General features: G+C 60.9%; 10 protein-coding genes. 4 read left to right on the forward strand and 6 right to left on the reverse strand.

Features of this window, described 5'->3' with window-relative positions; translation table 11 throughout:
• Positions 1 to 187: 187 nt before the first annotated feature.
• Both ACFE72_RS21300 and ACFE72_RS21305 read left to right on the forward strand, forming a co-directional pair.
• The gene (locus ACFE72_RS21300) at positions 188 to 553 is read left to right on the forward strand and encodes a DUF2946 family protein (RefSeq protein WP_375415109.1); all 366 of its coding nucleotides are present in this window, start codon (positions 188 to 190) and stop codon (positions 551 to 553) included.
• A gap of 150 nt (positions 554 to 703) precedes the next feature.
• Positions 704 to 3,079, forward strand: coding sequence for a TonB-dependent receptor (locus tag ACFE72_RS21305; RefSeq protein WP_375415110.1), 2,376 nt, complete (start codon positions 704 to 706; stop codon positions 3,077 to 3,079).
• Positions 3,080 to 3,238: 159 nt separating this feature from the next.
• Here the strand turns inward: ACFE72_RS21305 and ACFE72_RS21310 are convergent, their stop codons facing one another.
• From ACFE72_RS21310 to ACFE72_RS21320, 3 genes are all read right to left on the reverse strand, one after another.
• The gene (locus ACFE72_RS21310; protein WP_375415111.1) at positions 3,239 to 3,751 is read right to left on the reverse strand and encodes a GNAT family N-acetyltransferase; all 513 of its coding nucleotides are present in this window, start codon (positions 3,749 to 3,751) and stop codon (positions 3,239 to 3,241) included.
• A 63-nt stretch (positions 3,752 to 3,814) separates the two neighbouring features.
• Complete coding sequence (locus tag ACFE72_RS21315) at positions 3,815 to 4,849, reverse strand: glycosyltransferase family 2 protein (RefSeq protein ID WP_375415112.1); 1,035 nt, start codon at positions 4,847 to 4,849, stop codon at positions 3,815 to 3,817.
• A 63-nt stretch (positions 4,850 to 4,912) separates the two neighbouring features.
• The gene (locus tag ACFE72_RS21320) at positions 4,913 to 5,398 is read right to left on the reverse strand and encodes an NUDIX domain-containing protein (RefSeq protein ID WP_375415113.1); all 486 of its coding nucleotides are present in this window, start codon (positions 5,396 to 5,398) and stop codon (positions 4,913 to 4,915) included.
• A 73-nt stretch (positions 5,399 to 5,471) separates the two neighbouring features.
• Between ACFE72_RS21320 and ACFE72_RS21325 the strand changes: the two genes are divergently transcribed.
• A complete protein-coding gene (locus ACFE72_RS21325; RefSeq protein WP_375415114.1) occupies positions 5,472 to 6,371 on the forward strand; it encodes a metallophosphoesterase family protein in 900 nt (299 codons plus the stop codon).
• 33 nt (positions 6,372 to 6,404) lie between these two features.
• On the opposite strand, the gene ACFE72_RS21330 is transcribed toward ACFE72_RS21325, so the two are convergent.
• From ACFE72_RS21330 to ACFE72_RS21340, 3 genes are all read right to left on the reverse strand, one after another.
• Positions 6,405 to 6,959, reverse strand: coding sequence for a hypothetical protein (locus ACFE72_RS21330; protein WP_375415115.1), 555 nt, complete (start codon positions 6,957 to 6,959; stop codon positions 6,405 to 6,407).
• Positions 6,960 to 7,118: 159 nt separating this feature from the next.
• A complete protein-coding gene (locus tag ACFE72_RS21335; RefSeq protein ID WP_327569650.1) occupies positions 7,119 to 7,325 on the reverse strand; it encodes a hypothetical protein in 207 nt (68 codons plus the stop codon).
• A gap of 21 nt (positions 7,326 to 7,346) precedes the next feature.
• The gene (locus ACFE72_RS21340; RefSeq protein WP_375415116.1) at positions 7,347 to 8,984 is read right to left on the reverse strand and encodes an isocitrate lyase; all 1,638 of its coding nucleotides are present in this window, start codon (positions 8,982 to 8,984) and stop codon (positions 7,347 to 7,349) included.
• A gap of 169 nt (positions 8,985 to 9,153) precedes the next feature.
• On the opposite strand from ACFE72_RS21340, the gene ACFE72_RS21345 reads away from it, so the two are divergent.
• Positions 9,154 to 10,599: a short-chain fatty acyl-CoA regulator family protein gene (locus ACFE72_RS21345; RefSeq protein WP_375415117.1), complete on the forward strand. Its 1,446-nt coding sequence runs from the start codon at positions 9,154 to 9,156 to the stop codon at positions 10,597 to 10,599.
• Positions 10,600 to 10,841 lie beyond the last annotated feature (242 nt).

Genomic DNA, 10,841 nt, shown 5'->3' on the forward strand with positions numbered 1-10,841 from the left:
GACTGATGGAAGCTGGATGGATACGCGGGTCAAGCCCGTGTGGGACAAGATGCGTGAATCTGGCAGGGCTTGACCGGGCGGCGAGAGGTTGGGCACGCGTTGCCCCGATCCCACACTGACGAATTCTTATCGTCTCCGGGCGTGAAGCACGATTGACATCCTTGCAGGGCTTGCGAAGTTATTCGGCATGAAATGGTTTCGATCGAACATCCAACACGGATCGCGGCTGGCGTTGCTGGCGCTGGCGATCCAGTTCGCGCTGTCGTTCGGGCATTTTCATGGCGTTGCCGCCCAGGCTGCCCCCGCGATCCAATCGGAAATCGACTCGGTCCAGCCGCAGCCCTCGCCCAGTCACGACTCCGACCAACAGCGTACCGATCCCTGCGCGATCTGCGCGGTCATGGCGCTGGCCAATGCGGTGCTGTTTGCCGCGCCGCCGGTGCTGCTGCTGCCGCAGGCCGTGGAGTTTCTATACCTCGCCACCGACGCGGAATTCGTCCATCTCGACCATGGCCGCGTCGCTTTCCGGCCCCGCGCTCCCCCCGCCTCCTGACATCGATGACTTGATGGTCTTAAGGATCGCCGCGTTACACGCGGCCGGTCTTCCATGATCAATCGAAATCGGTCCGTCTAACATCAACGGCAGGTCGCGATCCTAATTCGTCGATGACGAAACGGATTCGGCTTTGGCAGGATCAGGACAATGTCATACTCACTAGGACGTAGGTTTCTCGCCTCAAGTTCGACATCGCTGCTGCTGTGCGCGTTTAGTGGCGCAGGGTTAGCCCAGGATTCGCAAGCGCCCGAAGGCACCACCGCGCTTCCAGGGATCACCGTGACGTCGCCCAGTCCAATTGTAAGGCGAAAGCTCGTTCCTTCGCCTAAACCTATCCGCGTTACCCGAATCGCCGGCGGACGCAATCCTGCGCGTGCCGCGCAGCCGCAGCCAACGCTTGCGGTCACCACCTCCCAACAGGGCGCGCTTCCCATCGTGACCCAGCAGTTTGCGACGGTTACCGTGGTACCGAACGAGGAGATCCGCCGGCAAGGCGGCGGGACACTCGGCGATCTGCTGTTTTCCAAGCCCGGCATCACCGGGTCGGAATTTGCGCCCGGCGCTTCGAGCCGGCCGATCATCCGCGGCCTGGATGTCAACCGCGTCGGAATTATCGAGAACGGAATTGGCAGCAACGGCGCATCGGACCTCGGCGAAGATCATTTCGTTCCCATCGATCCGATTGCGGCAAACCAGATCGAAGTCATTCGCGGGCCCGCCACGCTGCGCTATGGGTCAACATCGATCGGCGGCGTGGTCAGCGCCACCAACAACCGCATTCCGGACGCGTTGCCCTCCTGCGCCGTGCCCTTTCAAACTTACGGGCTTCCGGTGAAGGCTCCCATTGCAAATGCCGAATCTCCGGGCTGCGTGACGGCCGAGACGCGTACCGCGGTCAATTCCGTAGATCGCGGCGCCGAAGGTGCAATTCTGCTCGACGCCGGAGGCGGCAATTTTGCAGTTCATGCCGACGCCTACGGCCGCACGTCCGGCGACTATTATATTCCGAGCCATCCTTATCTTACCGACCCGACGAAACCCTTTAACGGACGCCAGCCGAATTCCGCCGCACAGGCTGACGGAGCATCCATCGGCGGCTCTTATTTCTTCCATGGCGGCTTCATTGGTGCGGCGATCACGCAGACCGACGCGCTTTATCACATCCCTGGTCTCGACGGGGCTGATCACCTAACCCGCATCGACGCGCATCAAACCAAGGCCACCACCAAGGGCGAATACCGGCCAGATGCGGCTGCAATCGACGCCGTCAGGTTCTGGGCCGGCGCTACCGACTACAAGCACAACGAAATCGGGCTGGCCGACCCTACCGATCTGTCAACCCTCGGCGTACGGCAGACCTTCACCAACAAGGAGCAGGAGGGCCGGATCGAGGTGCAATTTGCGCCGTTCAATATCCGCTTCGCCGCGCTGACCGCCGCTGTCGGAGTTCAGGCGTCGCATCAGGAGCTAACGGCGCCAAGCCCGGATGATATCGGAAGCTCCATCAACGGTTTGTGGGATCCGAACAGAAATACGAAGGTCGCCGGATACATCTTTAACGAATTGAAGTTCACCGATAACACCAAGGCGCAGATTGCCGGGCGCATCGAGCATGCCAATCTGAGCGGAACCACACCGGCTTTCATTCCGGAGATGTTTGATCTTAACGCCGATCCCAACGCCATAGGTCCCGCTACAGCGCGCCACCTCAACTTCACGCCGATGAGCGCGAGCATCGGCCTGATCCACAATCTTCCCTGGAATCTGGTCGCGAGCATTACCGGCCAATATACCGAGCGCGCTCCCAAGCCGGCGGAATTATTTTCGCGCGGTGGTCACGATGCGACCACCACTTTCGATATCGGCAATCCCGATCTTGGCATCGAAACTGCCAAATCGGTCGAAGTCGGATTGCGGAGGGCGACGGGACCCTTGCGGTTTGAACTGACCGGATACTACACCAAATTCAACGGATTCATCTACCGGCGGCTGAACGGCAATACATGCGAGGATAGCGTGTGCCAGACTGGTTCAGGTCTTGAGCTTAATCAGGCGATCTACTCCCAGCGTGACGCGACTTTCCGCGGCGGCGAGTTGCAGTTCCAGTATGATGTGCTGCCACTCTGGAACGGTTCGTTCGGGATCGAGGGGCAATATGATATCGTCCGCGCGACCTTCGAAGACGGGAGTAACGTGCCTCGGATTCCGCCGCAGCGGCTTGGAGGCGGAATATTCTATCGTGACGCCAACTGGCTGATGCGGGTCAGCCTGCTCCACGCATTTTCTCAGAACGATGTCGCTGTAATTGCCGAAACGCCGACCCCCGGTTACAATCTGCTGAAAGCGGAGATCAGCTACAAGACCAAGCTCGATGCCGGTTGGTTCGGCGCGCACGAGATAATGATCGGGCTCGTTGGCAATAATCTGCTGAACGAGAACATCCGCAACTCGGTATCCTACAACAAGGACGAGGTTCTGCTGCCGGGTATCGGGGTGCGAGCCTTTGCGAATCTGAAATTCTGAGAACGCCTCACCCCTGTCCCGGACGCGGTGTAGCGCTTCTTTAGGGATGCACCGCAGAGCCTGGACCGTCACGAACCCGTGCTCGTTACGGCTCCACTCTGCAGCGCGCACCACGCCGTGAAGAACGGCGTGCGGCGCTGCGTCCGGGGCACAAAGAAGCTACTTCGCAAAACTCCAGTCCGGCCGCACGGCACCGGACACATCGGCAAACGCGCCATCGGCCAGATCGGCGATCAGCAGGCGCGCGTAATCCACCGGGCCCGGCATCTTTACGCGGCCTTTCGGGATCATCTTGAACCCCACGCGGCTGTAATAGGCCTCATCCCCGACCAGCAGCACGAGGCGATGGTCTTTCGACTTTGCCTCCCCGAGCGCGCGATCGAGAAGCGCGCGACCGACCCCGCGGCTGCGAAACGGCGGTTCGACCGTCAGCGGTCCCAGCATCAAGGCCGGAGTGTCACCAATACAGATCGGCAACTGCCTGACCGAGCCGACCAGCAGCGTGCCAATTCTTGCGGTGAACGACAGATCGAGCCGGTGATCGACCTGCTCGCGTAAGCGGTAGGCGCTCAGCACGAAACGGCCGGGGCCGAACGTCCGCTCATGCAGCCGCTCGATTGCCTGCGCGTCGCCGGCGGTCTCCGCCAATATAGTAAGTGAAAGATCGCTCATATCGAGACGCGGAATAGCATCTGAGCGATGCGGGGTCCATCGTTGCCCGAACCGCTCGCGGCATCAGTTCCTGTTGGTCACGGACTGGGACAGATAGGCCAGCAGTTTCATCTCGCGCCGTCCGCGCGTCACCGTATCGAGCACCAGCCCGGAGCACGCCGCTAGCACCCCCAGAATCATCAGGCCGGTTGACAGGATCGCGGTCGGAAATCGCGGCACCGTACCATTCTCGATGTAGGTGACAATCAGCGGCACAGCGAGACCGACGGCTATCAGCGCCAGAACAATGCCGATCGCCGAGAAGAATCTCAACGGCTTTTCCGACCGGTAAAGTTTCAGGATGGTGCCGAGAATGCGAAAACCGTCGCGCCAGGTGTTGAGCTTGCTGAACGAGCCTTCCGGCCGGGCAAAATACGGCGTCTCGATTTCCGCTACCGGCAATGCCAATTCGAGCGCGTGGACGCTCAATTCGGTTTCGATCTCGAAGCCGTCGGAGAGCACCGGGAAGGATTTGACGAAGCGCCGCGAGAAAACCCGATAACCGGAGAGGATGTCCTTGAACTCCTGACCGAACACCGCCGCGAGAAAACTGGTCAACATCCGGTTGCCGGTGCGATGGCCCGGCCGATAGGCGGCCTGCACCTGATCGACGCGAAAGCCGACCACCATGTCGAGATGATCGGCCGTTAGCTTCTCGATCATGCGCGGCGCGCTGGCGGCGTCGTAGGTGGCGTCGCCATCGACCAATACATAGATGTCGGCGTCGATATCGGCGAACATCCGTCGCACCACATGGCCCTTGCCCTGGCGGCGTTCGCCGCGCACCTGCGCACCGGCTTCAGCCGCGACGGTTTTGGTATGGTCCGATGAATTGTTGTCGTAGACGTAAATTTCCGCAGCAGGCAGGGCTTTGCGAAAATCCGCGACTACGGTCGCCACCGCGGCTTCCTCGTTGAAGCATGGCACCAGCACCGCGACCCGCGGCCGGGCGGCGTCGGCTTGCTGGAATTCCTGTTTTGCAAACTCCGCGAGCGCCTCCGCCATCCCGGCCAGGTCGCCGCGAAGCCTAGGCGCCGTGAGGTCCCGCGCGGCGCTCATCGTCAGTCCTTAAAGGTCGTTAACATTTGACCCGTCATCATAAGGACCGAACGCTAACGATCTCTAACGCCAGGTGGGACTCGGCTCCCTGTTCTCGAGCACTTCCGCGATCCGCAGACGGGTACCTTCGGTGGCATCAAGCGGCAGCGCGCCGGGGGCGAAAAAGCCGCAGGCCACGATCTCCCGATTCGGCTCCGGCAGCCTGTCCTGCCGAAACCGCCTGATCACATAGACCGCGACATGATCGCGGCGTGACACATGGCTGTTGAATAACACGCCATGCAGCTTCGGTTCGCTTATCAGTTCGATCCGCCCCTCTTCCATCAATTCGCGCGCCAGCGCATCGCGAAGCGTCTCGCCGACCTCGACGCCGCCGCCCGGCAGATGCCAGCCGGACACGTAGCTATGCTTGACCAGAAAGACACGGTTCTCGCCGTCCAATACCACGCCCCGAACGCCCAGTGTCATGCCGCGGGCAAAGCGCCAGTACACATGAAAGGCGCGGCGAAGCGCCGGCTCGAACATTTGCCGCAGGTCTTGCAAATTCATACGCCTGGCGCCTTGCTGCTTGCATTGGGGTGGACAGCTTGCCAAAACATTCGCGATTTTTACAGGATGTTCGATGGCGGTATTCACGCTGGCGCATCTGTCCGATCCGCATCTTGCCCTGCCGTCGGCGCCGGGCTTGCGCGAACTCGCCGGCAAGCGCGCGCTCGGCTATCTGAACTGGACCCGCAATCGGCACAAAATCCATCGCCGCGAGGTGCTGGATGCGGTGGTGGCCGACATGCAGGCGCAACGGCCCGACCATATCGCGATCACCGGCGACCTCGTGAATATCTCCCTTGGCGCCGAATTCGCACCGGCCCGGGCGTGGCTGGAGAGCGTCGGACCCCCGGATCGCGTTACTGCCGTGCCCGGCAATCATGATAGCTATGTACGCGCGATGCGGAAACGCGCCGCCGAAATTTGGGGAGATTACCTGCGCGGCGACGGGGCGTTGACAGCTGATCCGATCACGTTTCCGTTTCTACGCCGGCGTGGTCCGCTGGCGTTGATCGGCGTCTCCTCGGCGGTTCCAACGCCGCCGCTTATGGCGACGGGATGGCTCGGGCAGGCGCAGCGCAATGCGCTCGATCTTATTCTCGCGCGGCTATCCGCTGAGCACGGGTTTCGCGTCCTACTGATTCATCACCCGCTTCGGTCTGAGCAAGGCTCGCGGCACAAGCGGCTGACCGATTCGGACCGATTGCTTGCGCTGTTGAAGCGCCATGGCGTCGAACTGATCCTGCACGGTCACGATCATGTTCATTCCACGATGTGGTTCGAAGGACCGCACGGCCGCATTCCCGCAATCGGCGTGCCGTCGGCGTCGTCGATCGCGCACGGGCAGCATCCCGCTGCGGCTTACAATCTTTTTTCGATAGAACGTGAAGGCGAAGCGTGGCGATGCGAGCAGACGGTGCGTGGGCTTGGGGACGATATGCGCATTCGCCAATTGCGGCGGGGGCAGGTGTTGTAGCCAGTCAAGCCCCACAATGAGGGCTTTCTCGATTCACATATTCCGCAGCGCGGCGAACAGCGCGAGGCCGAACAGCGCCAGTGCCCCGAGAACAAATCCGAGCGCGAAGGTCCAGAAGCCGGCGCGGCGTGGCGTCTGGATTACAGCAGGCTCCGGGATAGGGGTAGCGACCAGTGCGTGTTCGCGCTCCACCATGCGGCGCGCGACATAGTCGGTGACGGCGTCGACCATCGTGGCGACCTCGTGCGATTCGGCGATGACGATGCGTCCGAAACGGGTGTCCTGCACCAGGCGGTAGATGCGCTTGTCGCGGCCCATCGCGACATGCGCGACCACGTCGATCCACAGCCTGGGATTTTCGCCCTGGCTGATGCCGCGGTCGAACAAATCGAGCCGATCCGGAACCTGCGCGAACAGCGGATCCAGCGCCTCGTTCAGAATTTCGAGCCGAGCCACCTCGGCGTCGCGGAGATCCACCACGACGCCGGTTCGGTCGGCGGCTTCGATCCGCGCCTGCCGCATGGCGTCGCGCAGCCGCATCGGCTTTTCAGCCGCAGGATCGATCGCAGAATTCGGCATGTCGGACATATCGCGCCGCCTGCTCCTGGAGTTCGCCGCGATTAACTTATCAGTAACCACGTCCGGCGCAAAGGTCCTTTATTAACAATAGCTTGAGCGAGACGACAGCGGCCTCACCCGAGGAATCGGGTGAGGCCGCTGGCCTTGGACTTTATGCTTGCCGGCGGTTCAGGCCGGGACGCGGCTCGGTTCTTCCACGATGGAAAAGCGTACGCCGGCCTTATGGCGGTTCTGTTCGGACACCTCTTTCCAGGCGTCTTCGGCTTCCTTGCGGGTCTTGAACGGACCCTGCACCTGGGCCGATCCCTCTACCAGCTTGTGGAAGTTCATCGATCCGAACTCACCGCCGATAACCCAAAAATTACTGCCTGGCATGATGGTCTCCTGCTATTAGCGTTAGCCGAACTGGTTCATCGTGTTATGGACACCGCCGGCCTTCAGGGCGGCCTCGCCGGCAAAGTATTCCTTGTGATCGTCGCCGATATCCGAGCCGGCCATATTTTGATGTTTCGCGCAGGCGATGCCTTGACGGATTTCCTGGCGCTGAACGTTTTTCACATAGCCCAGCATTCCCTGGTCGCCGAAATACTCCTTCGCGAGGTTATCCGTCGAAAGAGCTGCCGTGTGATAGGTCGGCAACGTGATCAGATGATGGAAGATTCCGGCGCGCTTGGCTGAATCGGCCTGGAAAGTCCGGATCAGTTCGTCGGCTTCGATCGCCAGCGGCGTTGCGTCGTACTCCGCCTTCATCAGCTCGGCGCGGTTGTACTTGCTGACATCCTTGCCTGCTTGCTTCATCGTGTCGTAAACCTGCCAGCGGAAGTTCAGCGTCCAGTTGAACGACGGCGAATTGTTATAGGCCAGCTTTGCGTTCGGGATCACCTCGCGAACACGATCGACCATCTTGGCGATCTGTTCGATATTCGGCTTTTCGGTCTCGATCCAGAGCAGGTCAGCGCCGTTTTGCAAAGAGGTAATGCAGTCGAGCACGCAGCGATCCTGACCGGTGCCTTCGCGGAACTGATACAAGTTGCTGGGCAGCCGCTTCGGACGCATCATCTTGCCGTTGCGGTTGATGATGACGTCGCCATTCCTGGCGTTGTCGGCGGTAATTTCCTCACAGTCCAGGAAGCTGTTGTACTGATCCCCAATATCGCCTAGTTGGTGGCTCACGGCGATCTGTTGCGTGAGACCCGCGCCCAGCGAGTCGGTACGGGTGACGATCACACCGTCTTCGACGCCGAGTTCGAGGAAAGCATGGCGGCAGGCGCGAATTTTCGCCAGGAATACCTCGTGCGGCACGGTCACCTTGCCGTCCTGGTGCCCGCACTGCTTTTCGTCGGAGACCTGGTTTTCGATCTGCAGCGCGCATGCGCCGGCTTCGATCATCTTCTTGGCGAGCAGATAGGTCGCCTCGGCATTGCCGAAGCCGGCGTCGATGTCGGCGATCACGGGCACGACATGGGTCTGGAAATTATCGATCTTTTCGATCAGCGACTTTTCCTTTGCCTTGTCGCCTGCCTTGCGGGCCGCGTCGAGGTTGCGGAAGGTGTCGTTGAGTTCGCGGGAGTCCGCCTGCCGCAGGAACGTGTAGAGTTCTTCGATCAGCGCCGGCACCGATGTCTTCTCGTGCATGGACTGGTCGGGAAGCGGTCCGAATTCAGAGCGAAGCGCTGCGATCATCCAGCCGGAGAGATACAGATAGCAGCGATCGGTCGTGCCGAAATGCTTCTTTACCGAAATCAGCTTTTGCTGGGCAATAAAGCCATGCCAGCACCCCAGCGACTGGGTGTATTTCGTGCGGTCGGCGTCGTAGGCCGCCATATCCGCGCGCATCAGCGCGGCCGTATAGCGCGCGATATCGAGGCCGGTCTTGAAGCGGTTCTGCAGGCGCATCCGGGCCACGGCTTCGGCCTTGACCCCGTTCCACGTGCCCTTGTCCTTGAGGAGCGCTTCGGCAGCTTCGATTTCGCTCTGATAGGAGGTTGGCTGCTGGATGGCCAGATCGTTGATTCCACGTGGCTGGAAGTTCATGGTTTTATCCTCTAGACATTCGTGACAATGCACTGCGAAAACCTATCCGCAGTTAAACGGCAAACCCTGGAAATAGTACAGTATGTGAATAGCGGATTGGTGATGTATTGTAACATCTGTACTTGTATGTTATGTAATTTTGTAATTTTTGTCACAATGAGAAGCGTTGATGGCTCCGGACCCGGGAAAGAAGCTGTTCGTAGGTCCGCGCTTCCGCCGGATTCGCCAGCAGCTGGGTCTTTCGCAAACCCAGATTGCCGAGGGCCTCGGCATTTCTCCGAGTTATATCAACCTGATCGAGCGCAACCAGCGCCCGGTGACGGCGCAGCTTCTAATGCGGCTGGCGCAGACTTACGACCTCGATCTCCGCGACCTCGCCAGCGCCGACGAGGACCGCTTCTTTGCCGAGCTCAACGAGATTTTCTCTGACCCTTTATTCCGCCAGATCGATCTGCCGAAGCAGGAGCTGCGCGATCTTGCCGAGCTGTGCCCCGGGGTGACGCATTCGCTCCAGCGGCTTTATGCCGCCTACACCGAAGCTCGCCGCGGCGAGACCATGGCGGCGGCGCAATTTGCCGACCGCGACGAGGGCGTTCGGTTCGAAGCCAACCCGATCGAGCGCGTCCGCGATCTGATCGAGGCCAACCGCAATTATTTTCCGGAGCTTGAACAGCTCGCGGAAAATCTGCGCGACGAGATCAATGTCGGCGCCCAGGATCTGTTCGCCGCGCTTTCCACCCGCCTGCGCGAAAAGCATTCCATCGTCACCCGCATCATGCCGGTGGACGTGATGCGCGAAACGCTGCGCAGATTCGACCGGCACCGCCGCCAATTGCTGATTTCCGAACTGGTCGATGGGCCCGGCCGCGCGTTCCAGCTTGCGTTCCAGGTCGGACTTGCCGAATGCGGTCCGATCTTCGACACCATCGTCAACCGCGCCGGCGCGCTCGACGACACTCCGCGCCGGCTCTATCGCATTACGCTGGCGAATTATTTCGCCGCTGCGGTGATGATGCCCTATCCGGTTTTTCACGGCGCCGCCGAAACGCTCAACTACGACGTCCATGTGCTGGCGCAACGCTTCAGTGCCGGTTTCGAGCAGGTCTGCCACCGCCTTACCACGCTGCAGCGGCCCAATGCGCGCGGCGTGCCGTTCTTCATGCTGCGCGTCGACAACGCCGGCAACGTGTCGAAGCGGTTTTCGTCCGGAACGTTTCCGTTCTCGAAATTCGGCGGCACTTGCCCGCTGTGGAATGTGCATTCGACCTTCGATACGCCGGACCGCCTCTTGAAGCAGGTGATCGAGCTGCCGGACGGCAGCCGCTATTTTTCGATTGCGCAAATGGTGCGCCGGCCGGTGGCGCCGCATCCGCAGCCGCAGCCGCGCTTCGCCATCGGATTGGGCTGCGAAATCCGCCATGCCTCGCGGCTGGTCTACGCCACCGGCATTGATCTGGAGCGAGCCGAAGGCACGCCGATCGGCGTCAACTGCCGGCTGTGCGAACGCGAAAACTGCAGCCAGCGCGCAGAGCCGCCGATCACCCGTACGCTGATCCTGGATGAAAACACGCGGCGGGTGAGTTCGTTTGCGTTCTCAAATGCGCGGGAACTGTGACCGTTCCCCGACGCAGCCAGCGCGCAGCCCTTGCGGAGCGGTGCGTTGCGGAGCCGGGGTCCCGGTTGCTTGCGGCGCGTAGCAACCGGAGTTTCGGTGGTTGCGACTCCAAGGAACCGGGGTCCCGGTTCTGCGAAGCGGCATGAAGAATGCCGCATCGCGCCCGGGACACGGGGAGGTCGTCATGGCCGGGCTTGACCCACGGCTGTCCGGTTCGATTTAAGTGGACGTAGCGCATGGCA

This window comes from uncultured Bradyrhizobium sp. (assembly GCF_964252615.1).
GTDB lineage: Bacteria > Pseudomonadota > Alphaproteobacteria > Rhizobiales > Xanthobacteraceae > Bradyrhizobium.

Coding starts and splice junctions, on each gene's coding strand:
- ACFE72_RS21305 (WP_375415110.1), top strand. CDS start 704: ATGTCATACTCACTAGGACGTAGGTTTCTCGCCTCAAGTTCGACATCG.
- ACFE72_RS21345 (WP_375415117.1), top strand. CDS start 9,154: ATGGCTCCGGACCCGGGAAAGAAGCTGTTCGTAGGTCCGCGCTTCCGC.
- ACFE72_RS21320 (WP_375415113.1), bottom strand. CDS start 5,398: ATGAATTTGCAAGACCTGCGGCAAATGTTCGAGCCGGCGCTTCGCCGC.
- ACFE72_RS21325 (WP_375415114.1), top strand. CDS start 5,472: ATGGCGGTATTCACGCTGGCGCATCTGTCCGATCCGCATCTTGCCCTG.
- ACFE72_RS21315 (WP_375415112.1), bottom strand. CDS start 4,849: ATGAGCGCCGCGCGGGACCTCACGGCGCCTAGGCTTCGCGGCGACCTG.
- ACFE72_RS21335 (WP_327569650.1), bottom strand. CDS start 7,325: ATGCCAGGCAGTAATTTTTGGGTTATCGGCGGTGAGTTCGGATCGATG.
- ACFE72_RS21310 (WP_375415111.1), bottom strand. CDS start 3,751: ATGAGCGATCTTTCACTTACTATATTGGCGGAGACCGCCGGCGACGCG.
- ACFE72_RS21330 (WP_375415115.1), bottom strand. CDS start 6,959: ATGTCCGACATGCCGAATTCTGCGATCGATCCTGCGGCTGAAAAGCCG.
- ACFE72_RS21340 (WP_375415116.1), bottom strand. CDS start 8,984: ATGAACTTCCAGCCACGTGGAATCAACGATCTGGCCATCCAGCAGCCA.
- ACFE72_RS21300 (WP_375415109.1), top strand. CDS start 188: ATGAAATGGTTTCGATCGAACATCCAACACGGATCGCGGCTGGCGTTG.